Here is a 23,818-nt window from a genome sequence, read left to right as displayed (position 1 = left end):
GACATATCGGCATCGCCGCCCCGGTTCTGAGAACCGAGGTTACAAAAGAAATATCGGCATCGCCGCCCCGGTTCTGAGGTTACAAAAGACATATCTATTAGGACCAAACTTTTTTCGAATGGGTATAAGCACCGAAATGCGGCTCAGGATTGGCGCTGGCAATGGTTTTAGGCGAGTCGACAAATCTTACAGATGCGCGTGGCGGGTATCGTTAAACGGGTGACTTCAGATGTGCCGCGGCACAGTTTCGCGACCTTATTGATGCGCAACGCGCGGAGGTGTGTTTAGGTGCTAGCACTGCTCGGGCATGTCTCATAACAAGTTGCGGGGCTCTTTAGACCCCGTTTGCATATGAGCGGAGCCGAGGGCAACAGGAGGTATGAACCGAGGCTAAAGCACTCGTCTACTTAAGGCGTAAACGTCGAACTGCTTGCCTGTTCATTTTGTCTTTGGTATCTTGATCGACCCGGGAGGGTATTTTCGTGAGTTCGTGTATTGCTTTCGCCGGGGAATGGTTTTTTGTGGCTTGTTTTTTTTGATTATGGCAGGTGGAGGGACAATTAAACGACGGGTCCGGCAGCTCGGCATGCTGGGCCGGCTTTGGCGCAACTGTAAATTGGCGATGCTGCTTTTTGTGGTTGTGGCGGTGATTTTTGGCTTCTGGTATTCGAAGCAAGATGAGGCGATGCAGCGGCGTTCGCAGGAGGTTGCGATTGTGGGCTTGGACTTTTTGATCGAACTAAAACAGACCAATGGGGACGTGGATGAAATCTTGAATTGGGTGATTTCGCAAATGCCAGCCTCTTTAGGTAATGTGGTGGCTGTGGGCGATATCGAGGGCGCGGATCGTTATACTTTTGCGGGGGTGCCTGTGGGGGATCAACCGGTCAAAGTTTTAAAGAATGAGGGGTATCTGGTCGGTTACAATGAGTCCTTGCGTAATCCGGATTGGGTCGCCTATCGTTTGCAGCGTAGTGAAAATGCAAATACGTCGGAGCGCCCAGAGAGTTTTGATGTTGACCGACGTACGCGTGCACGAGTCGATCATTATGATTATAGCAATTCGGGCTATGATCGCGGGCACATGGCCCCGAATTATGCGATCGATGCTGTCTTTGGGGAGCGTGCACAGAAAGAGACTTTTTTGATGAGTAATATCGTGCCTCAGCGGCCTGAACTTAATCAAGGGCCTTGGAAGGAGTTGGAGCAAATGGTCGCTAAGCGTTACTTGAGAGACTATGGAGAGCTCTGGGTGCTCACTGGACCGATCTATGATGCCTCTAGTCGGCAGTTAAGCAGTGGTGTGGCAATTCCGGCGGCGTTTTTCAAGATCATTGTGGACGTGGTGGAGCCGGATGGACTGCGTGCATTGGCCATTATTATGCAGCAGGGCACGGATCCAGATGAAAAGTTGGCCGCGCATCTAGTCAGTATCGATACCGTGGAAGCGGCCACTGGTTTAGACTTTTTGTCGGCACTCGACGACTCCGTGGAAGCGGTCCTCGAAGCTGATCTGGCTAAGCGCTTGTGGTAGTGTTTAGGCGGCTGCTGCGTGAAACTATTCGCAACGAGCCGATGCTTGCAGCTTCCACAAGCTTGTGGATTTTGTGGGGGCATGCCAGATGATTCGATTCTACCAGCTGCATCCTTAATACGGTCGAAAACTAAAAGTTCAGGTTTTTCACTAGTCATTGCTCTGTCGTTAATGGCCTTTGTATTGGTCTTGCTTTTGGTTATCATCACTTTCGTCAAAGTGGAAACCCGCAGCAGCGAAATGACGCTGCAACGCTTACTGGCTCAGAATAATGCTTTGTTGGGCATGCAGGTGGCTCTGGGAGAATTGCAGGTAGCTGCAGGGCCAGATCAACGTATTACGGCGAATGCGGCCATTCTAGAAGAGGTGCATGCGACTAAGGCCAATTACACGCTGGTGTGGGATTCGCAGCTGACACCGGGGCAAGTGGGGGCACCCTTGCAAGTGTTGGCCTCAGGTGTGGATGAGGCGAGTTTTGAAAGCAGCACCCGCACGGATGCGACCTGGCCAGAATTGGTCAGTGCGCGCCAATCGGGCGCGGTGGAAGCGGTGAAGGCGGCGCCTGTTTCGATCTTGAGTGCGGGCAATCATACCTCGGGCGAGATGGCCTGGTGGGTCGGCGACGAGGGGGTGAAGGCTAAATTTAATCTGACGGAGTCCAGCCATTTTCGTGATGCATTGACGGAGCCGGAAGAGCGGCTGGGAGTTTCGGGGCGCTATGGGGTGGAAGCGCTGGAAGCCTTTGCACCGTATTATGCATACTCGGATACAGATTTCGTTTCGGGGCTGCGCAAAATAATCAGTCCGTCACAAGCTGCGATTTTAGATAATGGACTCGCGGAACCTTTGAGCGACTACCTACATGATGTGAGTTTTTATAGCCGTGGGCTATTAACGAATACGCGTGAGGGTGGCTTGCAGAAAGACTTAACTTATTACTTTGAAAACCCTGCGGAGGCGCCCTCGGGCGCAATCAGCCCCGGCGGTGGGAGCGCACTGGATCGTGTAACTTGGGAGCAATTGCAGAGCTTCTATCAATTGGGCTATGAACGATCCGGTGATACCATTACAGCGCGTGCGCAGGAGGCCGATAGCCATGGAGTCTACCCTTTGTTAGTGATGCTGCATATGAACTTTGGTTTTACTGTGGAGAATAATTATGCGGCTGGCACGCCCAGTGATCCGGCTGAGCGCAACTACCAAATATATGGGCACATGCGCCCGTGGTTTGTGTTGGCAAACCCATATAATACGGAGCTTTCTGTCTCCAATTATCGTATTCGATTCAATCAATACACCGCCGCTCGTTTGCAAGTTTCGTATCAGCAATCAGGCGTGGGCGTGACTGATTTGATCGATGAGTCGATGGATGACTATTTGAAGAATTTAGTCTTCGTGGTGCCAGAGGTCACACTGCAACCCGGCGAAGCACTGTATTTTACCTTGGATACCACGGATCATGTCAGCTACGGCTATAGCTTTACTGCCGGGAGTGGTGGTTTTTATGCACCCTATGAGGGCTATGCCACGAATACGCCGCAGCAATTTGTTTTTACTGCGGCGGACGATGCTGGGCTGACTTCGATACGTATGCAAAATGCGGGCACAGTGAGTGGCGATTTGTTGGAAGACGGCAATGCGACGAATCCCAGACTGCGTCAGATGTATATGAGTGTTGATAATGTAGGCGCTTATTGGATGCGCACTTATTTGGGCGCTTCCGCGGCGCTGGGGGATGATGAACAGATTCTCCAGGACATCGGACGCTTTGGTGTGGCGGGTGTCGCGCATGATAATCAGTATAGCACCTATCATGGTTTTTGGGCCATCGACGCGCTGCCCGAAAGTTTGTTTGAGTTTGATGGCTTTGTGTATGTCAGCGAAAACCGCGACCCGGGCGAGACGATGCGCTCCACCTCGCTCTCGTTCAATTATGCCATGCATAGCGCCGTCAATCAGGATGTGGACTTGTTCTATTCGGGCTACGATGGTTGGGGCACCGACTATAACATTCGTGCGCCGCGAATGGCGCGTTATAAGGAGGCGCAAAGGCATCCTGTGGGTTACGAGTTTATCGAGCGTCCGAATGGTAGCCTTTGGTTTGATTGGGTTACCGTGCCTAACTTAGGCGATGAGCCACGCTTCCCTTGGGCGGCAGGCTATTCCCGCACCAACTTTAGTGGTGACGATCCCGCGGCACGTGTGCTGCAAGCCGTCTTGTTTGATGTCCCTGTGCTGGACAGCCAAAGCTTACAACCTGCCTTGAGCTCATTGGGCCAGTTGCAGCATTTTAATGCCGGCGGTTGGACTGAAGATAGCTATGTCGACGATGCCAGTTTGGACTCGATGAGTTATTCCCCCTCCTATGCCATCGGCAATAGTTATGCGGCGCCACAAGTGCCGCGCGAGTCCACGCAGAACAGTGATGCGGGGGCCGATTTTACAGATCTATCCTATCGACTCAACGAGGCGCTCTTTGATCGCTATTTCTTTTCCAGTATTCCACAGGCGGATGAGGTTACGATTGATTTCGACAGTCTGCCAAACAAGCGCTTAGTGCCCGTCGCTACCAATGTGAGCGACTCGGAGCTGCGCAGTTCTGCGAGCGCGGCCGCGGAAAATTTATTCATTGATGGTGCGTTTAACGTAAACTCCACATCAGTCGCCGCGTGGTATAGCTTATTGAACAGCTTTCGCGGCTTTGATTTTGGAGCTAAAAGTGCAGGGCAGGGCATCTTTCCCCGCAGCCTGCAGCAGGACGAAGCCTATGTCGAAGGCGTGGTGGATGGGGTGAGCCAAGACGCTGCGGCCTGGGCCGGCTGGCGTCACATCGAAGATGACCCCGACGCGGAGCGAAAACTGTATGAACTTGCGGAAGCGATCGTCGCAGAGGTGAAGGCGCGCGGACCTTTTGTTTCGATGGCCGACTTTGTGAACCGGCGCACTGTTTCGAGTAGTGCTGCAGATGCTCGCTTTGGCTTGTCGGGGGCGCTGCAATCCGCGCTCGATCGCACCCTGAACCTTGAGTTTGCTGCGGCCTATTCGGTGGACCCTGACAATATGGCGAGCCGCGAAAGCTGGGAAGATCCCGGTCGTGCTGCACGGCTTGAGGCAGAAGGTGTCGTGGATCAAGCGCACCTCGGGAGTGGCCCGATCATGTCCGAAGAGGGGGGCAGCACTTTAGCAGAGGCCAGTTCGGCCAGCACGATGCCCGGTTGGGTGCTACAGGGGGATTTATTGCAATCCTTGGCGCCTGGGCTCAGCGTGCGCTCCGATACCTTTACCATTCGTGCTTACGGCAGTGTGCTCGATCCCGTTTCAGGCAAGTTAAGCGCGGAAGCCTATGTGGAGGCCGTCGTGCAGCGAAGCCCTCAATACGTGGATACCAAAGATGCGCCCGATGCATCCGCAGTGCTCGGCACACTGAGTTCCTACAACCAATTGGTGGGACGAAAGTTCACCGTCGTTGATATCCGTTTTTTGGATGAATCCTCACTCTAAACTTTAAACATGTTTATTTTGAACCATCGCACTCTTGTATTATTATTATTCGCCTGGCTACTGCCAGTTCTTTGGACTAGCGCGCGTACTGTAGATGTGCGCTTTCTCGGGGTGGAGAGCTCTCCCAATGGACTGTATCTGCGAGAGGGGGGCTCTTATGTGCCAGTGACTGTGCCGCTGTATGCGAGCTCGAACTATAGTTCTGCGAGCGTGAATGAGGCGGGCGAACTTGCGCTCTACCGTCAGTCGGAGTCGGGCAAAGATGCGAGTTATCAGCTGGCCGTGCGCGGTCGCATACCTCAGGGGGCGCGTTCCGTCTTGGGCATCTACCGTATCGCTTCCAACGGGCAGGCTCAGATACATTTTTATGGGGATGATTGGACGCAGTTTCCCAGTCAATCTTACCGACTGATCAATATTTCACCGGTTGTGATCAATAGTAAGGTGGGGGATGATGTGCTCCAATTACAGCCCTTTGAGTCTCAAGTCGTGCAGGTGAAGCTGAGCGCACGCTTGCCCACTGTGAAGATTATTACCGTTTACAAAGATGGTAATGAGGAGTGGAAGCCCATTTATAATAAGCGCACCGCCTTGTTGCCCAACAAGCGCGTGACAGGGCTGGCTGTGGTGACTCGAGGCGCTTTGGCTGCAGCGATGGGCATGGCATCTGCAGCCGATAGTCAAGGTGCGGGGGGCATGGCGGAAGGCAGCGCACTGATGGCTCCGTCGCTTCGATATTTTAGTATCAATGACAGTGTTTCCAGCGGTCAAGATCGTTCAGTACCCACAGCTCCGATACATGCAAGCAGTCGGTGATCGGCGTATTCGCAACAATAAGTGAATCGACTTTGATCGGGCCTATGGATTGTCTCTGAGTATACCCAACTACTTCAGCAGTTTTTTATTCAATCGATGATTGATCGATTCAATGAATTAAAAACTCTATTCTATGCTGCGTGACTCTTTGAGCTTCGGCTTCATGTGATGCAGTTCACCCCAACCAAATAATAGACCATGAAGATACGTAAGAGCCCCGGCCGCATTGTCGCTTCAGCTATCATGCTGACTGCGCTGACCCACTCCAGTGTAGGTGAAATACTAGAAAATACGAGTTTCGAAGAGAATGGGGGCTACACTCCCTGGATTCCACATAATTCAACCGGAGCGATTGAGTGGCAAGGGCAGAGCGGTAGTCGTAGTCTGTATATAAAAGATCGTGCCGGTTCGAACTTTGGTGTGCGGCAAGATATTCAAGGTGAAATCAGTCTCGGAGAAAGCCTAAGTGCTTCAGCTTGGGTGAAACTGAAAGATGGTTCGCAGAGCGCACAATCCAAAATTTTAATTCTCAAGAAGGATGCCAATGGTTGGGCTTGGGACTCTGTTGCGGAGTCGGGCACGAATGGTTGGGAATGGACCAATTTACAGGGCACATGGATGGCAGATTGGTCTGGCACACTGGAGCACCTGTCACTGTGCGTGGCGGGCCCCGACGCTGCGATCGAGATGTTGATCGATGATGTCACTGCCAATGTGAGCGGGAGCACTTTCAGTCCACCGGCTGCGGGAACACAGCTGTTGATCAATCCAGACATGGAGAGCTCGACTGGCAATGTAGATCCTTGGATTACAGATAATGCGACCGCGGTGCTTGAGTGGCAAGGTCACAGCGGTAGTCGCAGCGCCCATGTGAGTGGTCTATCTAGTAGCTACGAATATGGATTGAGTCAGAGTCTCTTAGGAATGATCGCGCAAGGACAAACGATCGACTTGGGCGCAAGGATCAAGCTGAAAGACGGAAGCGCTTCGTCGAGTTCGAGCATGTATGTGGTGCTTGAGGATGACGACGGTTGGACCTGGGAGCCCATCGCTACAGCAGCGACCAATGGTTGGTCCTGGACGGAGCTCGCAGGCTCTTGGACCGCAGATTGGAATGGGAGCCTGGATAGTCTCTCCGTTTACGTCGAGGGCCCGATTGATCAGAGCGCAATGTTATTAGATGATGTCACGGCGACCGTATCAGGACAAGTCGGCTCCGTGGATGTGTTCACGGGCGTGCAAAACCCTGTCTGTAGTTGTGGCAACTGCGGTAGCTATACCTACTCGTCGGCGGGAAATTTTGCTTACTGGACGAGTGGCACTCAGGACTTTTGGAGAAGCGCACTTGGGCGTAATATTGATTATCGTGAGACTGAGCTCGGCTACTGCTATGGCATACGTCGTTGGATTACTTCCGGCATTTGGCATGGCGATATCTCGATTGATTTTACTCCGACTAATAATTCGAGCTTAGTGAATCAGCCCGTGCCTAGTGGATTTAACCAATCTCTTTTGCCGGTCAGTATTTGGTGGGATAATACGCAGGACATTAATTATTACGACACGCACCAAGAGTTTAATATACGACTTTCACGCGCGAATGCGCTGCGCTCGAATCGTTACCCCAACGATGAGCATAGCGGACATTGGGGCTATGGTACCAAAAAGATTAATACAATTTCGGAGGAGGCACTGACATGGGATTTTGCCGGTTACTTTGAATGTGGTTCCGAGGGGCCGATCAAGATCAACAATACCATGTGGATCCAAGACACCACCGGGCACATTCAGAATAAGGCGGAAGCTGCTGCTAGTGGGGCGCAACGCATCGACATTATTGTGCACGAATATGATAGCGGCCTGATTGATTGGCGCCGCATGGTGGAGCCTACCAATCTAGACTATATCGCCAGTAACGTTGATAAGGAATGGACAGTTGTCTCGCCCGAATTAGCTCGAGATGGCATGCCAGCGGTCAATCAAGATGGGCGCCCCGTTTTACACATGGACGGATCCGATTATTTGATCATTCGTCGCACTCCAGGAGATGAAGGTGAAAAGTGCTCCTATAACATCATTCGTAAAGATGTGCGTGCGCCGGATAGCAGTGGCCAGATGTCGGGGACGATCGAATTTAAGAAGCTCTTAGACTACTTGGCACAATACGATGAGATCGACGGTGAGCCCGTATTTGAAACGGACCAGTGGTACATCGGGGCAGCGGACTGGACTGTGACCGCGCAGGGACGCTATAATCTGAAGTATAACGAAACTCGATTTGGTGGCAGCGGACAGAACTTGCGGACGATTCCTAGCAAGGGCAAGTGGACCTTTACCCAGGCTGAGCTAAAGGAGTTCGAATCGAACTAGGCCTTGCAAATAATGACTGTCGGCAGCTGCTGCGGGCTGCCAATCATCGGACTGCTGGCGCCTCTTTTGCCTTGGGCCAATATGGCGCCGGTTTGGGCGTTGTAGGCGGTCCAGGCTAGGGGCACTTGTTCGTCGACAATCATGGTTTCGCCACCGTTTTGCAGGTAGCTGATGTAGAATTCATTGGGCAGTAATAGCCCCGGCCGCCCGAGGCTGGCGCTGCGATTGGGGCTGGCTTGGTGGATCGGGAGCCCGGCTAAGAGTTGTTGCACGCGTCCGACGTGGCCCCCGCCTGGAAATTTCAGAGCATCTTGCCAGGTGCAGCCTTCAGCCATGGTCCAGGGCTGATCCGGCTCGGCCAGCGACTGTCGCCACTGCCAAAGACTGCCTGCGCCATAGACTACAGCCATGGTGCCGCCGGCACAGAGATTACGCCACGCTTCTTCGCCTTGCCACCAGCCGGCGGCGCGGCCGCGTTGGCCCATTTCCTCGTAGGAGGGCTCGCCGTTGGCAATGCCTTTCTGGGGCAGTCGATCCCACATCCAAGCCACTTTTTCAGGCTGGTGTTCGCCGCTGTGCCCGGTTTGGCACCAATGAAAATCCGCCCAGCTGGCTGTGGAATGTGCCTGATCGCTGGCGTGGGGAGCGTAATGTAAACCAGTGGGCTGTTGGTAGGCGTCAAACTGCTCAAAGGCTTCGCCAGCGGCGGCCACGGTGGGTTCGATGCCAAAGCCGTCGCCGCAAGCCAACCAAAGTGCGGGGCGTGCTCCATAGCGTGCGACAAGATAACGCGCATACCAAGCGACTTCTGCCGGCGGTAGTGTGGGGCCTGCGGTGGGGCCGCCACGCCAGCCGTAGCCGTGGAAGATGGGCTGCCAGACGGGCACGATCCCGTGGGCGAGCAGTTCGTCAATCAGCCCGTCCAAATATTGAAAGTAACTAGGCACATTCTCGCGCAGCCGATTGTTGGCTAAATCGCCAAAGCCCTCGTCCCATCCATTGGGCCGTGCTTCTGTGGGGCGGATCTTATCGGGTTGGACCGACATCAGCAGTGTGGCATTAAAGCCTTGGGCGGCTCGGATCTCGGCATAGTGTGCGACTTGCTCGCGTGTGGCGCGAAAGGGGAGCGCCCACGCGGTATCCGCACAAACGAAAAACGGCTGCCCATCGGCATGGACGACGCCTCGACCGTTGGCGGACATTTGCAGTAGGCCATGTTGTCGCCAAGCGGGGAGCGTGGCTTCGCTGGGCTGGGCCTGTAAGTGCCCCGTTTGTCCGTCTAATTCGGGCAGAGCGCTCGCTTGTAGCGACCATTGCCATTGACCGGTATCCTTGGGGGAGCTAAAGCGCACGCGCCATTGCCCCGCTCCATCCCAGAATGCCGGGCGCTCGATCAGGCTGCCGTCATCGTGCTCGAAACGACAGCTTAATTCGGCGAAATAGGCCTCGGCGGGCGGCTGTTTGATTGTCCAGCTGAGTTCGATTTCAGACCATTGGGGTGCGTATCGTGGAATGTGCATCGAGCGGTCACACTAGATCTTTGATTTTGTGAATCAAGCCATTCGTGCCAAGGTCTGCGAGCTGACGTTGTGCTTCAAGGGGAGCCCCGATAGGTAGCGTTCCAATTCGTCGACCATGAGTGCACCCATACGCTGGCACTCACCGTTGATGCTACCCGCTATGTGTGGTGTGATGATGGCGTTGGGCAAATCCCAGAGCGGGCTGTCTTGGTTTTCGTATTCGTTGAGGGTGACATCCAACACGGCATCCAACTCGGGGCGATCTTTAAGCAGCTGCACCAGCGCGGGCTCGTCGATCAAGTCACCACGAGCGGTATTGATCAGGGTGGCGTGCGGCTTCATGCTCTGCAGCAAAGACTGAGATATGAGTCCGCGCGTTTCTGGCAGGTTGGGTGCATGCAGGCTCACCACGTCGGAGCTGGCCATCAATTCTTCCAGCGAGACCATCCGCAGCCCGTCGATGGAACTGTCTGCTACTGATACGTAAGGGTCGTATGCGAGTAAGTTGAGTTCATGCTCTTGACTGAGGCGTTGGGCTACTTTTCGGCCGATGGCTCCCAGAGAAACGATGCCGACTGTGGATTGATAAGTGCCGGCGGCGTGAAGTGGCTTTTGCCATTTGCGATCTTGCTTGGCTTTGCGCTGAACACGCCAAAACTGTTTGAGACTGAGTATGATGGTGGCCAATGCAAATTCGGCGGTAGGAATTGCGTTGGCACGCCAAGCAGAGGAAATACCAATCTCACGCTCTTGTGCCAACTCTGTGTAAAACTCACGAATCGATCCTGCTCCGTAGAATACATATTTTAGATTGGGCAATGCATCGAGTAGCTCTGTATCCATGACCGCCATGCCCCAGCCCGAGAGCAGATACTCAACCTGGCTGAGCGATTCTCTATGATCACGCCAGTTGTCGAGCGTCAGTTGGGTGGGGTAGACCTGTGTTAATTCCCCGATGCGCGCTTGTTCAGACTTGGAATATATTTTTTCCAAAGCATCACTGCGCAGGAAATATGCACTCTGTGGACGATAAAACATAGTCGATAAACAGTGTTCAACTTAGGCGCTTACGGCTTAACTGTACCGGACGCCTTGAATCCATAGATGCTGACTAGGTAAGGTGAAGATACGGAGCCATCGCTGACCCAATAGTCATCTTCTAAATAGATGCCGACTGCAGTGACTGCGCTAAGTTCCAGTTCAGTGAACTGGGCCTGCTCCTGATCGAAATTAAGTTTAGCGATTGGATTGTAAGCGGCCCACTTTACGGAGCCAAGCATGCCGGCTGAGAGCAGATTGGAGCCGCGGTTGGTCATATTGAATGTGTAATTGGAAAGGTAATACGCGTCCCCAATCTGCACCAGGTAGCGGCCTGTCACATCGCGAGACGTGCCTTTGAAATAGGTGGACCATTGGCAATTGAAGGACTCCAGTTGGAAGTCTCCTTGTTGAAAGTCTGGCAGGAAGTCTGCTTGTTTGAACAGAAAGAGAGCCGACAGTGAGATTTCGCTGCCGTCCCAGCTTTGGCCGCTGTAGGATTGAAGCGTGATCGCATCGGCCTTGCCCTTGTGATTGCGGATTTGTTGCCGCGAGAAGGGGCCTTCTGTGATGCTACTGGAGATCTGATAGGCGCCATATAGGCTGGGACCTTGGTAATAGTCTGAATTTTGTAGCAGTGGTGTGTGCGCATCGAAGGGGCAGATCGCAGAGTAGGGACTCGACGATAGCGTCTGTGCGCTGCGTTCGAAGTCGTAGTCGTAGCTGACGTAGTCGTTGTTCGAATCAAATTCGACAGCGACACCAGCGTGGGCGACGGTGCCCAGAGTGGAGAGGCCGATAAGTAGGGCGCTGAGCGCGCGAGTTGAGTGGATGAGTGGGGACATCGATTTTTTTTTATTTTGAAGTGGGGATCGGCACATAGCTTGTTCGCTTGTGTGGGAATAGCCTTAAGAATGCGTATTTCTGCTTCTGACGACAATCGTAGTTGGTTCTAACACATGTTAGCGCTAGGGACTGCTTATTGAGCAAGTGCCACAATCTCGTCGGGAAAGAGGGCCAGGTCATAAATTTGTACGACATCCAATAAGCCATTAAAATGGAAGCCGCCCCAGATAGTGCCGAGCTCGACATCTTTATTGGAGCTGCCGATGCTGCCTTGCTGTGAGAACGAGTTGATCTCGACTCCATCTAGGTAAGTGAGGATTTCATTCCCATCGTAGGTCATCGCGACGTGCGCCCAAGTATTGGCGGGGATCGATTTCGTGGATTGATTGGGCGAAGTACTGGTGACCCAGGCGCCATCAATGCGCAAGCCTGTGCGGATGCGTGAGCCATAGCTGCCGGAATAGAGATAGAGGTAGTAGGCCGCGTTCTTACCAATGATACACTGGTGGGAGCTGGTGTCGTTGGTCTTGACCCAAGCGGCCAGTGTCAGGCTGTTGTTGATGTCGAGCGAGTTGGCATCGGCGATCACGACTTCATCGCCACTGCCGTCGAAGCTTAAGGAGTAGCTGCCTTCCGCGGCATCGCTACTGAAGCTAGCGCCGGTGATGCTGCCATTTAGGCCGTTCTTGCTGTCGATTGCAGTGGAGCCACTGCCTGCTTCAAATCGGTAGTCGGCCACTGCGGCCGGCACCAAGGGGTTGAGCCAGTCACCAGTGTAGAGTAAGTTGATGTCGCTTGCATCCAGTGCGCTGTCGAAGAGGGTGATGTCATCGAGTTCCCCATCCCAACGGTAGCCATTCCAGAGGGTGCCGATTTCGAGGTCTTTACTGTTGCTGGAGATGCTGCCGCTGGCGGCTTTGTTGCCGATTTCCACACCGTCGAGGTAAACGCGGATGTAGCTGCCGTCGTAGGTGGCAGTTACATGCGTCCAAGTGTGACTCTGCACAGTGTTGGCAGTTGAGGTGGTGAGGGTCTGCCAGCTACCAGCGATACTGAGCCCAACGCGCAGGCGGGCACCGCTGCCAGTGCCGTAGAGGTATATGTAGTAGGCGTTGTTTTTACTGACGATGCACTGGTGTGAGCTCGCGTCGTTGGTGCGCACCCAAGCGGCGATCGTTAAGGCGTTGTCAAAATCTAAGATCGGTTGATCACCGACCACCACTTCATCATTGCTGCCATCGAAGCTGAGCGCGTCGCTGCCGTCATGGCTACTATTGGCGCTAAAAGTGGGGCCATTGAGGTCGCCGTTTAGGAAGTTGCCGCTCAAATCACTCAAGAGTGGGCTGCCATCGTCTTGGCAATTGTAGTAAGCTACCGGCGAGAGCTGTGCTTCGATGAAGCCGATGGGGGTGGTGGCGACTGGGGCTTCTGCGGGCGCTGCGGTGCCGGTGAGTGCATACCAGCGATCTTCGGCGGGGAGGGTGTCGACGACGCCCATTTCAGGGCCAAACATTGGCCAAGGCTTAGAACCGAAAAATGCAGGCTTGGCGGAGAGGAACAAAGAGTCGGGGAGTGTGACTTCGCCATTGCTATCCCACTCAGTCACGCCGGTGATGCCGTTTAGATTGCCCGTTACAATTGTGGTCGCTTCGACTTCTGTTGCGACTTTGATTGCTTGTCCAGTGGAGGCCATATTGCCGCTGACATTGCCGATCAGGCTGCACCATTGGCTGGTTTTTTCGAGGTGGATGCCAGGATAGCCGGGGTCCGGTTTGGTCGCGTAATTACGAAAGACTGTGTTCCATGGGTTGGAGCCGTGGACGTCATCCAGAAAGATTTGCACCACTTTATTACCTTCATACAGCGTGTGGTTGGCCATCGAACCATGTGCCGAGAGGTCGGCGAAGATGCAGTGGTCGCAGAGGCTGCTATAAGGATCACGGGAAAAATTGTAAGCAAACACGTTGCCCGCAGCGCCGGCTTGCGCGACATAGGAGTGGCGCAGACCACTGCAGGTATTGTCGATCACCAAGTTTAGCGTGGCGCGGTCTTGGGTGGCGATGCCATAGCCTTGTCCACCGGCGTCGAGCCAGCTGTCATGTATTACATTGCCGCGAATTTCACACTGTAAGCTGCGGGTGACTTGGATGTGGTGCCCGTAGGTCTTTTCGGACCAGATGTCTTTTACCCAGCACTGCACGGCCGCGTAGAAGTAGATGTTGTGGCCGCCTGAACTTGCATCTAAAATGCGATCGATCTTTAAGTTCTCGATGCCCGCTTGATACACGCGATCTTGTGCGCGAATCGTGGGATTGAAGCTGGTAGCAAACTCCATGAGCAGAGGGTGCTTGAGAGTCACTTGATTGCCGCTCACGCTCACGACTTCGTTCATCATGGCTGTTTGACGGTCGGTCCAGCTCTCATAGCCTTTGTAGCCCGGCTGATACACATTTAGGTCGTTGTCTTGTTTGATCTCTAAGATGTTTCCCGGTGTAAATGAGCTGCTTGAAGGAGTGCTGACCAGTGTGACGACGGTGCTGCCTTCGGAGAGTCCACCGGTTAGCGCGATCTCACCGGACGAATTACTGTAGTTGCGAACGGTAATCCCGTCGTCGGAGTGATTCATTTTAAGTATTGTGCCGAGTCGACTTTCACCACGTAGAACAATGCTTTTATCAATGAAGATGGTGCTGCTAAGTAGGTAGCTGCCGTCGGGAATGTAGACGGCTGTGCCTGCGGGGCAGGCAGCAATCGCATCTTTTAACGCTTGCGTGTCGTCGGTCACTCCGTCGCCTACGGCGCCGTAGTTGGTGATATCAACGCCCACACTATAGTTGGGGATGCCGCCGGCGATACCCGCATCTTGCCAGGGAGCGATGCGTTCGACCGGAAGTAAGGTCGCGTGTGCTTGCAGGCAGCCGAGTAGGCAACTGAGGAGCATCCATATTGACTTGCGCCAGAATGCTTGAGGGCGAGAGGTGGGGAGTGTTCTCATCATAGAAGGGGAATGGTTATATTCTTCCTTAGAGCAGCTAAGGTTGTTGATAATAAACCGTGCCAGAGGACTTACAGGCAATGGCCTTGCTTTCCTACACGTGTTAGAACTGGCGAGTTCTTTCTAACATGTGTCGGATTCTTGAGCGCTTGAGTGTGGATGCTTTTTTGATTCTATTTGCTTTTAGGCTACAGATTCCCCTGCCTAATCGTCATCCCCGAAGACCCCACCCATGAAAAAGAATACCCATTCAGCTTTCACTCTAATTGAGCTTTTAACTGTGATTGCCGTCATTGCAGTGCTGGCCGCTATATTGATTCCCGCGATTGGTACGGTGCGCATGAACGCATTGGAAACTCAAGGTTTAAGTAACATCCGCCAGGTTGGTATGAGTTACTTGATGGTCGCTCAAGAGGACGGCGGCATTTTACCTTCAGTTTACGGTGACGATAAAAAAGATCTTTGGGATCGGCGTGTGAATGCGGTTTTGATCAATGAGCAGCCTGAGGACTACCCGAGTAATTGGTCCGAGACTTTTAAAGACCCAGCTGCGATCGCGCGTGGTGTGATCAGTGAAGAGAATACATCCAAATGGCATTTCGCGCCCTTGGGTCCGATTATACGAGGTTATGGAGACGATGGGACTGCATCGGAGCCTGGAGCTGGAGATGCACCTGAAGCTTTGTGGACTTATAATCGTATATTGAAGCATCAGCACCCCGATCGTCAAATTCTTCTCGCAGATGGAGGTGTCAGCAGCCCTACCAGCGGTGTATGGGGGGATCTCTTGCATGGAGAATCCTTTGGCTGGTCCGGGGTTTATAAGGGCAATGTAAACCCCGACAAAGCCAACGATCCAATCGACCCAGGGCAAAATGTCGGTGGCGACATTCGCTGGATGGAAGACGAAGCCAAGTTTTTCTTCTTGGACGGGCATGTGGAAAAACGTCACCAGAGTGAAGTTTATAAGAAGAATCTAAATCCGCTGTATCTCTAGAATGTCTGCAAGGCCTCATCGCAGGCAGGCGTTTCGAATTCGAGCACTTGTCCTTGATCCAGTAGCTGTTGGCTCAATTGATCGTAAGGCACGTCTTGCACGCAAATTTCGTGATCCATGGCGAGCGCTGCGGCGGTAGCTGCGGATTGGCCGAGGATCATAAAGACCGGCTCCATGCGTATCGAGCCAAAGGCAATGTGAGAACTGGAGACGCAGACGGGCACGACCAAGTTACAACATTGAGCACGCTTAGGCACCAATGAGCCATATGGAATTTGATAAGGGCCGTTCATATAGATGCCGATGTCGCCTTCATTTTGCACGTGACCTTCGGCTGTGATGTAGCGCTGGGTGTTGTGCGAGTCGAGCGGGTAGGATCCCATACCGATGGATTGGGGAGTCGTCCGGCGTTTGAGGAGTTCGTTCTCGGTGGTTACGAACTCACCGATCATGCGGCGGGCTTCGCGGATGTAGAGTTGGTGGGGCCAGTTGCCGTTATCCACAAACTCGTCGGCTGCGAGGCCATATTCTTGCATTTGCTGGCGGATGGCTTCGGGCACTTGTGAATCGTTGGATAGGAAATAGAGTAAGCCTTGTTGATACTTGGTGTGTGCCTCGATGATAGCTTGCCGAGTCGCATAGCTGCCATCCGGGTAGTCGTAGTTCATGCCGATGTAGTCGCTGCTGAACGGGCCGTGGTTATTGGTGTCGGTTTTTAGATTTGGGATGGGGTCGAATTTATTAAAGATTGCCGTCCATCCAGCTTGGAAAATTCGTGCCAGCAAAGCATAGGTATCCGGATTGTAGTCATCCGGTTTTGGGAAGGGCACTCGGTTGTCTGGGTGGCAACTCATGCACATGCGGTAGCAATATGCCTGAATCCGATGGTCGGCGGCACCGAATTCGCCGGGCGCTTCGTTGTGGATCAAGGGTAACAGCCCGCTGCTCGGATCGTCGGGAATGCGGTAGGGGCTCACGGCTTGATCCAGCACACCGAAGTGATGATTGTGGTGCAGCACCCCGGTTTGCACACCGTTCCAGGTCTCGCCATAAGTTGCGTTGGATTCGCGGCCGACATGGTAATCCACTCCCGCGCTGGCCATCAGGTCGCCCTCGTAGCTGGCATCGATAAACATGCGTCCATGGTAAACTTGTCCCGAAAGCGTGCGGATGGATACGATTTTTCTACCTTCTTTCACGACCCCGTCTTCGCGATCGAGCCACTCATCTCGATGCACGGGAATCTCGTATTCAGCGATCCATTCCTCAAAGACCTGCTCGGCCACATGCGGCTCGAAGATCCACATGGTTTTCTTTTCCGGGTCAATCGCGGGAGTGGATTGGCCGACGTTACCATAAGCTTCCTTCTCTTCCCACTGCCATGCTTCTTGGCTATCATAGTGTTGCCACACTCGATGATAGAACTCACGCGACAGGCCGCCGATGACCTCCTTCTCGCCGGTGTCGGAGTAGCCGAGGCCACCACTGCTGAGACCGCCGAGGTGTGTCTCCGGGCAGACTATTGTCACCGTCTTGCCGGAGCGTTTCGCTTGAACAGCTGCGGTGACCGCTGCCGAGGTGCCACCATAGATGACGAGGTCGTAATGTTTGGGGGAAGTCATAATAGGAGGCGTATATTTCCAAATAGTTCGCTGTTTCGCGAGGTCTGATGGATGTGCATGCTTACTTAAAAGATGTTCAAACTTGCTATTTAAAGTAATAGATTTGAGTATCTTCGTGTGTGCCCATTCGATTCTCATTTTAACCTCGCCGGATTGCGCTATGCAGAGTGGGGCAACTTGGATTCACGGCTGCTTTGGATTTACGAAGGGACTCCGTTGGGGGATCAAGGTACCTTTAATCCGTGGCGGCTTTCTGCATGGTTGCTGACTGCTGGAAGCTTGCGGGTTAAAGGCGAGGGGCGAGAAGTTGTGGCAGGGGCGGGCTCTTGGATCTTTCCACCTTTCGCGAAGGACACGCGTGAATTCTCAAAAGATGCCAACATTCTTTCGATCGGTTTCTGGCTGCGTTGGCCTGATGGGCGCGGGTTGTTTGAGTTGCCGGATGCTCGGGTGCTGCCTGCCGAAGATTTGCCGCAATTGGAGCGGCAGGCGCGTCGACTTTTACGTAAGGTGGAGCAGGTGCTACCACGTGCTTCGGTGGATCTGAAAACGCAGGTGCTCGACGCCACCACTTATTTCAATTTGCAGCGATACTTTGAAGACTGGGTCTTGGTTTATTTGGATGCGATGCGGCATTTGGGTGTGCCAGAAAAACTCTTTTCGCTGACGGATGAGCGGATGTTGCAAGCTCAAGTCTTTCTAGAGAGTCAGCCGCTCTCCAAGCCTTTACCGATGGAGCGAGTGGCTGCTGCAATTAACCTTAGTTTGAGTCATGCCGATCGTTTGTTTCGTGAGGCCTATGGTTTAAGTTTGAAAGCCTATTGGGAAGAACGTCGCACGATGGCCGCGGTGCGCGATTTAAAGGATTCCAAGCTGGCGGTCAAAGAGATCGCCTTTCGTGTGGGGTTCAAAACTGCTTCCAGTTTTTCGCATTGGTTTCTGAAAAGGCGGGGCGTTTATCCGCGTGAATTTCGGGCGCGGAATTCGGAGTGATCGTTACGATTATTTTAGAGTGGTTTTAGGGTGCTGCCCTCTTTCCACTGGCCTTCTAGTAGGGTGAAACGAGGGTGGGTTGGAATACCTGTGTTTTGATGCTCGATCATGTGCACCAAAGAGTCGACCGCTGCGACGCCGATCTCGAAGGATTGCTCGACGATACCACTCAGGCGAGAGGGGCTCAGCGGCGCCATCGGACAAGCGGCGCCGAGCTCTTCGGGTACCTTGATCTTGGTCTCTTTCATTTGTATCCAGTCAGGCGAACTCAAAATCACGGCGTCGGGCTTATATTTGTCATACCAGGTCTCAATCATTGCTGGAGTGATGGAAGGTTCGATGAGTGGTGGTAAGGCAGTTTGGTCAACTCGTTGGCACTCGCTGAGATAGGCCGCCAAGGAATTCTGCTGTGTCTTGATGTTGACCTGCTGATTAAAAATAAAACCAATGCGCTGGTAGCCACGTTCATGCAGGCGCTTGAATACTTCCAAGGTGGATTGAAAGTGGGAAGAGGTGACGCGGTGTAATCGCGGCTCGCTGATGGTGTAGCCGAAAGTGACTAAGCTATAGTTGTCCCAAGGTAAGACAACTTTGTGCTCCGAATCGACTGGCGGGCAAATCAAGAGCCCATGAATGCCGCGTGCTTTTAGAATACTATCGAGGCGATTTGAGTTCAGCCCATCCTGTGTGACATCGAACACCTCGACATTGTAGCCGAGCTTTTTGGCGCGTTCGACGGCGCCTTTATGATAATGGCGATAGGGGGTGATGTGGTCCCATTGGTTTCTTTGCGTGGAAAAGCCAATCCAAGCTAAAGTGCCGTGGTAGCTGCGGGTTTGTTGATTATTGCGATAGCGTGAGAGCGCAGTGAGCATCGGGTCCGGCACATAGCCGATGGCATCCGCCGCGGCTCTTATTATATTACGGGTTTCTTGGGATACACTGGGATCTCCTTTTAGGGCCAAGGAAACCGTGGGGCGGCTGAAGCCTGATTTTTTGGCAACGTCTTTTTGCGTTGGACGCTTAGTATGGTTTGATTTCTTAGGGGCCATGTTCAGTATGTGAATCAAGCTCTTGATAGGCTCGACTGCAATCGAATTTCAGCTATTTGTTTTGATTCTTGCCGGTAAAGAACCCGTTCATTCTAACCTGAGTTAGAGACGCCTGAGCTGGCAGGTATTTGGGGGCCGACTATCTATGAGTTATGTTCGATAATGCCCCAGTAAAGTTGTCCCCTCTAGGTTTGGTTTCCCGACGGTCCGGTTTTGCATTGATCGTATCGTTATCTTTGATGTCGATGGTGTTGTTATTGATCCTGAGCATGATCTCCTTGACTAAAGTAGAGATCGAGAGTTCTAGAATTTATCGTGATGGGGACCGAGCTCGCGAGAATGCGATGTTGGGGCTTTATATCGCAGTCGCACGCTTGCAGGAAAGCATTGGACCTGATCAGCGATTCACCGCGACCTCGGCTCTGACAGGCGAAGCGAGTCAAGGCCACATTACTGGGGTTTGGCTAGAAGATGCGACCGATGCATATACTTGGTTAATTAGTGGCAATACTTTGGAAGCGCCGCTGGCGCTCGCACCTTCCGATTTGTCGGCGCCGGATACTGCAGCGAATACAGATGAAATCTTTTTAGTCGACTATGGCTCTGTCGCTACGGCTGCAGAGCGAATCAAGTTGCCGAAGCAGGCACTTTCGGCGGATGAGCCATCGGGGCATTATGCGTATTGGGTCGGCGATGAAGGGGTGAAGGTGAGCATGGCCATTAATGATGAGACCGATCTATTGGACTATGATAACACACGGCAAGAGGACATGCTCAGTAATCCACCCGGCGATGGGCACAATTGGGCGGATGTCGAGTATCGCGAGGAACTCAGGCAGATGGCACCGAGCTTTCCCAATTTCTGGAAAACTTTAGGTCTGGATTTTGCGAACTTAGTAGGTTCGCAAAAACTCGATTTACTTTCCAGCTTATCGATGAGTGCTTTACTGTCCGGCAGTTTGGATACGGATGCCTGGAAAGAGCACTTTCATGCGCTGACACCGTTGAGCCGTGCAGTTCTCATCGATCACACCGCTGAGGATGGTGCCTTGCGCCGTGATTTATCGGATTCACCACAAACAGAGGGCAGCGCTAGACGCTTTAATCGCACCCGCCCGATTGAATTGGATAGCGGTGGGCAGGGATATAGTTTTCACGTCTATGACGCTGCGGCCTACAGCGATGTCTTTCCCCACTTTTCTATTGGGCCAGTGATGACCGAGTTTTTGGTTCGTTTTAATTGCTATCGTGACGAACAAGGAAAGCTGACAATTAAACAAGAGTTGCAGATCGAACTTTGGAACCCCTATGCAGTGCCGATCCGAGCTTCTCACAAATTGTTTGTGAACCTTGATGATATGCCTGATTTTGAGGTCATTGTGAATGGGGATACCTATGTGGTACAGGCGGATGATTACTTTAAGGATCCCTATGGTGATGAGCGGGGGCGGGGACCTCATATTCCGATCGGCACGGAATGGGCCGCCGGCGAAATTAAATGGTTTAAAGGCAGTGGTCGTAAAAAATCCAGTCTAGTGCTTTCATCGGATGCTGCTGCGCGTTCTGAGTATGTTTTGGATGCGAATGGCAATGAGATTGACGTGCCCGATCCTGAGCTGGGTGAGGTGTCGATTACGGTGCGTCTGCCTGAAATAAGCGAGGCAAAGGGGAATCGCTTTAAGGTGAGATTGTGGACCTACGACACGATTGCTGAATACAGTCCGCAAATTGAATATATCTCGGCTGAGGTCACGAATGATACGCCCACACTCAGCAGCAGTGGTTGGCTTTTTGGTTATGCCTTTGAAATGGACGACGAGATGGAGCGTTGGATCGATGGGAGCTTAGAGAATTCCGCCGATCCTCGGCTAATGGATATGAGTGAAGTTGATTATGCAGATGCCGACTTCGAATATTGGTCGGATGAGCCCGCAGACAATTTAGGATCCATTAATTTGAGTGGGGCGGATAGTTTTAATACGCAACAGCACTACGCATTGTATGATTTACCCACGCAGGAGCCTGTTTCAGTAGGCGCTCTGACCCATATGATCGGCACAGGTCCGCAAATGCTGGGGAATTCCTGGGGCAGCGAAGCCAATGAATACTTCGACAAATACTTTTTTTCTTCGCTGCCTCGTTGGCATGAATGGACTCTCGATTCATTGCCAATATTGCCCAACCGATATATGGAGTATTTTCTGAGCGGTCAGGATGAGATCGAAATCGGGGAGGCTTATGCCTCCGCGGGTCTGGATGTCGATATCATGTTTGATGTGTATCACGCGGCTAAATACATGATGTTGCGGGGGGCATTTAATATTAACTCTGTGTCGCGTGGTGCCTGGCGGGCGATGTTAAGCGGTATCAATATTAAGGAGTGGACTCCTGAAGATGGCAGCGGCCCACGTGAGCTCAAGCATGCCTTTTTCAGACACAGTATGCATGGGCAAGCTGCAGATACGCTTCCCGATGAGAGCGTGGCTACGAACAACGCCTTCTCACGCAGTGGTGTGAGCCTGACCAGTGATCAAGTTGATGCGCTGGCAGATGCGGTGGTGGATGGTCTTTTACTGCGAGGCTATCCTTTCGATAATCTGAGCGAGTTCGTCAATTCAGGCATCATAGAAGATGCGATTGAGCTGGTCGCGATCAATGAGGGCGCTGAAAACCTGGGCCTTATTAAACATTCACCCGCATACTTAACTCAAGCCGATGTGATGAAGACGATCGCACCGATGATCACGCCACGCTCGGACACTTTTCGAGTGCGCGCATATGGCGACGTGACGCATCCTGTGACCGGTGAGGTGGTCTCTGCGGCTTGGTGTGAAGCCTTGGTGCAACGCACGCCTGCGTTGACGGAACCAGTCACTGGTGAGATGGATCTGGCTATCGACCCTTATTCCATTGACACCGAAAAGTATCCACTCGGTCGCCGACTAAAGATTCTGTCTGTTCGTTTTCTAAGCCCCGACGAAGTATAAATATGAATAAATTTTTGATATCCAGCCTGCTGATCCTGTTAAGTGCGCTTGCATTGTATGGCGCGGAGCGGCGCTTCACGGTCGTGGCGCCTTATGGCGGCAAAGAGTTACGTGAGCTAGGCTACCTAGACGAGGAGGGCGATTTTCAACAATTAAAATGGGGCCGGCAGCGGCGTTCCCCTGAGTATTCTGCACCAGCCAGTGGCGACCTGAGCCTAGTCAAACCCATGCTGAATGAAGAAGGAGAGACGATTTATCAGCCCGTGCTTTTGTTGCCTTGGCCAGGCGATAGCCAACTAGCCCTATTCGCTGTGGTGATGGTCGACGGGGAATCCCAGCCAACTGTGTTGAGTATCGACGATGAACTGGAGACTTTTCCAGTAGACAGCTTGAAGGTGATCAACGGCTTGGACAAAAGCATTTATACATTGGCCGGTACACGTAAGTTCCGACTCAATCCACTGCAGCTCTCCCAGCCTATTTCGACACTTGATTATCATAGGATAGATAAGGTGATCGAAGATGAAGCGTATGAGGAAGACAAAAGCGAAGCGAACCCAGGCATGCCGCTGGCTGTGGGCGTTGAGGAAGCGGGCGACTATGAGCTAATCTACGCCGCTGGCCTCAGCATCAGCCCCGGCAGTCGGGTGCTGTGTTTGGTGTTGCCACCGAAGAAGCAAGGCTCCGCGCGCTACCAAGCGCGCGTGCTCTTGCATTAATCTTAGTTTTGTTTTGATACGGTTTCCCAAGCAGCTTTTTCGAGTAAAGCTGCTTCCTCGGCACTGATCTTGAGCTCCAATGCGCGGACTTCTGGCTGAGTGAAAAGACCTTCAGGGCTGGCCTGATAAATGCAGGCGTAGTGGACACATGCAGACAGGTAATAGCCGCGATCGTTGCCGTGATGCTTGTCTTTATCAAACAAGTCAATAAAGCGCTCCGCATCGGCAGGAAGGTTGCCGCCTGCAGCCTTCCATGCTAAGCCGACCGGGTTGACCACAGTTGGCAGCTTGTCTGGATTGGCTTTACTGAGTTGCTCGGCCAAGGCGTAGTAATTACTGCGCAGTTCTTCTAGCATTTCGTTCGTGCTGGCAAAAGACTTAGGAGTGGACTTGCCTGAGATCAGCGAGTGCGCTTCGGCGCGTGCCCACGTCATGTAAAGCATGACTTGAGTATCCGCATTGTTCGCGACGATTGCCTGGTAGAGTCGTGTTCCGTAGTCGAAGTGATCTTGCGTGTTTTTAATGTGAGTGGGCTGGGTGGAGTAGTTCTGTAATATCACATGTGTCCAAGCTTCTTGTTGAATGAACTCGGAGCTGTTTTCATAGTGGAACTTGTAATCCTTGCCGCCGACGGCGCGCATGACAGTCGTCGGATCTTCTTGTCCGCCTGCATTCGCGAGCGCGTCGAAGATGTCTGGTACACTCTGTGTACCGCCAGCGCCGAAAGTGTAACTGTTGCCTATGAAGAGCACTTTATTTTCAGCCTGTGCCCAGGTAGTGATGCAGACCAGCGCGGAGCTTGCGATGAGGCAGCGGAGGCGACGCATG

General features: G+C 52.8%; 15 protein-coding genes. 8 read left to right on the top strand and 7 right to left on the bottom strand.

Annotation, left to right across the window (positions count from 1 at the left end):
• Positions 1 to 622 precede the first annotated feature (622 nt).
• From QEH52_RS15385 to QEH52_RS15370, 4 genes are all read left to right on the top strand, one after another.
• Complete coding sequence (locus tag QEH52_RS15385) at positions 623 to 1,534, top strand: DNA/RNA non-specific endonuclease (RefSeq protein WP_308951638.1); 912 nt, start codon at positions 623 to 625, stop codon at positions 1,532 to 1,534.
• Between the two features lie 195 nt (positions 1,535 to 1,729).
• A complete protein-coding gene (locus tag QEH52_RS15380; protein WP_308951637.1) occupies positions 1,730 to 5,035 on the top strand; it encodes a hypothetical protein in 3,306 nt (1,101 codons plus the stop codon).
• A gap of 9 nt (positions 5,036 to 5,044) precedes the next feature.
• Positions 5,045 to 5,851 (top strand): hypothetical protein, encoded by an 807-nt coding sequence (locus QEH52_RS15375; RefSeq protein WP_308951636.1) that lies wholly within the window; start codon positions 5,045 to 5,047, stop codon positions 5,849 to 5,851.
• A gap of 198 nt (positions 5,852 to 6,049) precedes the next feature.
• Positions 6,050 to 8,221 (top strand): carbohydrate binding domain-containing protein, encoded by a 2,172-nt coding sequence (locus QEH52_RS15370; protein ID WP_308951635.1) that lies wholly within the window; start codon positions 6,050 to 6,052, stop codon positions 8,219 to 8,221.
• Here QEH52_RS15370 and QEH52_RS15365 read toward each other — a convergent pair.
• From QEH52_RS15365 to QEH52_RS15350, 4 genes are all read right to left on the bottom strand, one after another.
• Positions 8,218 to 9,741: a glycoside hydrolase family 140 protein gene (locus tag QEH52_RS15365; protein ID WP_308951633.1), complete on the bottom strand. Its 1,524-nt coding sequence runs from the start codon at positions 9,739 to 9,741 to the stop codon at positions 8,218 to 8,220. The two genes, QEH52_RS15370 and QEH52_RS15365, sit on opposite strands and share 4 nt — an antisense overlap.
• Before the next feature lie 33 nt (positions 9,742 to 9,774).
• Positions 9,775 to 10,779, bottom strand: coding sequence for a hydroxyacid dehydrogenase (locus QEH52_RS15360; protein WP_308951632.1), 1,005 nt, complete (start codon positions 10,777 to 10,779; stop codon positions 9,775 to 9,777).
• Positions 10,780 to 10,808: 29 nt separating this feature from the next.
• Entirely contained in the window at positions 10,809 to 11,624 is an 816-nt protein-coding gene (locus QEH52_RS15355) for a hypothetical protein (RefSeq protein WP_308951631.1), read from the bottom strand.
• A gap of 134 nt (positions 11,625 to 11,758) precedes the next feature.
• Entirely contained in the window at positions 11,759 to 14,566 is a 2,808-nt protein-coding gene (locus QEH52_RS15350; RefSeq protein WP_308951630.1) for a LamG-like jellyroll fold domain-containing protein, read from the bottom strand.
• Between the two features lie 286 nt (positions 14,567 to 14,852).
• Here QEH52_RS15350 and QEH52_RS15345 point away from each other — a divergent pair, with 286 nt between their 5' ends.
• Complete coding sequence (locus tag QEH52_RS15345) at positions 14,853 to 15,617, top strand: type II secretion system protein (RefSeq protein ID WP_308951629.1); 765 nt, start codon at positions 14,853 to 14,855, stop codon at positions 15,615 to 15,617.
• On the opposite strand, the gene QEH52_RS15340 is transcribed toward QEH52_RS15345, so the two are convergent.
• A complete protein-coding gene (locus QEH52_RS15340) occupies positions 15,614 to 17,239 on the bottom strand; it encodes an FAD-dependent oxidoreductase (protein WP_308951628.1) in 1,626 nt (541 codons plus the stop codon). The genes QEH52_RS15345 and QEH52_RS15340 overlap by 4 nt on opposite strands.
• A gap of 117 nt (positions 17,240 to 17,356) precedes the next feature.
• Between QEH52_RS15340 and QEH52_RS15335 the strand changes: the two genes are divergently transcribed.
• The gene (locus QEH52_RS15335) at positions 17,357 to 18,232 is read left to right on the top strand and encodes an AraC family transcriptional regulator (RefSeq protein ID WP_308951627.1); all 876 of its coding nucleotides are present in this window, start codon (positions 17,357 to 17,359) and stop codon (positions 18,230 to 18,232) included.
• Between the two features lie 14 nt (positions 18,233 to 18,246).
• On the opposite strand, the gene QEH52_RS15330 is transcribed toward QEH52_RS15335, so the two are convergent.
• Positions 18,247 to 19,284, bottom strand: a complete 1,038-nt coding sequence (locus QEH52_RS15330) for a LacI family DNA-binding transcriptional regulator (RefSeq protein ID WP_308951626.1) — start codon at positions 19,282 to 19,284, stop codon at positions 18,247 to 18,249.
• Positions 19,285 to 19,553: 269 nt separating this feature from the next.
• Here QEH52_RS15330 and QEH52_RS15325 point away from each other — a divergent pair, with 269 nt between their 5' ends.
• Positions 19,554 to 22,271 carry a hypothetical protein gene (locus QEH52_RS15325; protein ID WP_308951625.1) on the top strand — a complete coding sequence of 906 codons (2,718 nt, stop codon included), beginning with the start codon at positions 19,554 to 19,556 and terminating at the stop codon, positions 22,269 to 22,271.
• A 2-nt stretch (positions 22,272 to 22,273) separates the two neighbouring features.
• Entirely contained in the window at positions 22,274 to 22,990 is a 717-nt protein-coding gene (locus tag QEH52_RS15320) for a hypothetical protein (RefSeq protein WP_308951624.1), read from the top strand.
• Between the two features lie 2 nt (positions 22,991 to 22,992).
• Here the strand turns inward: QEH52_RS15320 and QEH52_RS15315 are convergent, their stop codons facing one another.
• Positions 22,993 to 23,817, bottom strand: coding sequence for an SGNH/GDSL hydrolase family protein (locus QEH52_RS15315; RefSeq protein ID WP_308951623.1), 825 nt, complete (start codon positions 23,815 to 23,817; stop codon positions 22,993 to 22,995).
• Position 23,818 lies beyond the last annotated feature (1 nt).

Source organism: Thalassobacterium maritimum (genome assembly GCF_031127805.1).
GTDB lineage: Bacteria > Verrucomicrobiota > Verrucomicrobiia > Opitutales > Coraliomargaritaceae > Thalassobacterium > Thalassobacterium maritimum.
Note: the sequence above shows the minus strand (reverse complement) of the source record. Positions and strands in the feature narration are given on the sequence as shown.

Excerpts from the sequence above, each read along its gene's own strand:
- QEH52_RS15385 (WP_308951638.1), top strand. The coding sequence starts at position 623 with ATGCTGCTTTTTGTGGTTGTGGCGGTGATTTTTGGCTTCTGGTATTCG.
- QEH52_RS15375 (WP_308951636.1), top strand. The coding sequence starts at position 5,045 with ATGTTTATTTTGAACCATCGCACTCTTGTATTATTATTATTCGCCTGG.
- QEH52_RS15370 (WP_308951635.1), top strand. The coding sequence starts at position 6,050 with ATGAAGATACGTAAGAGCCCCGGCCGCATTGTCGCTTCAGCTATCATG.
- QEH52_RS15365 (WP_308951633.1), bottom strand. The coding sequence starts at position 9,741 with ATGCACATTCCACGATACGCACCCCAATGGTCTGAAATCGAACTCAGC.
- QEH52_RS15360 (WP_308951632.1), bottom strand. The coding sequence starts at position 10,779 with ATGTTTTATCGTCCACAGAGTGCATATTTCCTGCGCAGTGATGCTTTG.
- QEH52_RS15355 (WP_308951631.1), bottom strand. The coding sequence starts at position 11,624 with ATGTCCCCACTCATCCACTCAACTCGCGCGCTCAGCGCCCTACTTATC.
- QEH52_RS15350 (WP_308951630.1), bottom strand. The coding sequence starts at position 14,566 with ATGCTCCTCAGTTGCCTACTCGGCTGCCTGCAAGCACACGCGACCTTA.
- QEH52_RS15345 (WP_308951629.1), top strand. The coding sequence starts at position 14,853 with ATGAAAAAGAATACCCATTCAGCTTTCACTCTAATTGAGCTTTTAACT.
- QEH52_RS15340 (WP_308951628.1), bottom strand. The coding sequence starts at position 17,239 with ATGACTTCCCCCAAACATTACGACCTCGTCATCTATGGTGGCACCTCG.
- QEH52_RS15330 (WP_308951626.1), bottom strand. The coding sequence starts at position 19,284 with ATGGCCCCTAAGAAATCAAACCATACTAAGCGTCCAACGCAAAAAGAC.
- QEH52_RS15325 (WP_308951625.1), top strand. The coding sequence starts at position 19,554 with ATGATCTCCTTGACTAAAGTAGAGATCGAGAGTTCTAGAATTTATCGT.
- QEH52_RS15320 (WP_308951624.1), top strand. The coding sequence starts at position 22,274 with ATGAATAAATTTTTGATATCCAGCCTGCTGATCCTGTTAAGTGCGCTT.
- QEH52_RS15315 (WP_308951623.1), bottom strand. The coding sequence starts at position 23,817 with ATGCGTCGCCTCCGCTGCCTCATCGCAAGCTCCGCGCTGGTCTGCATC.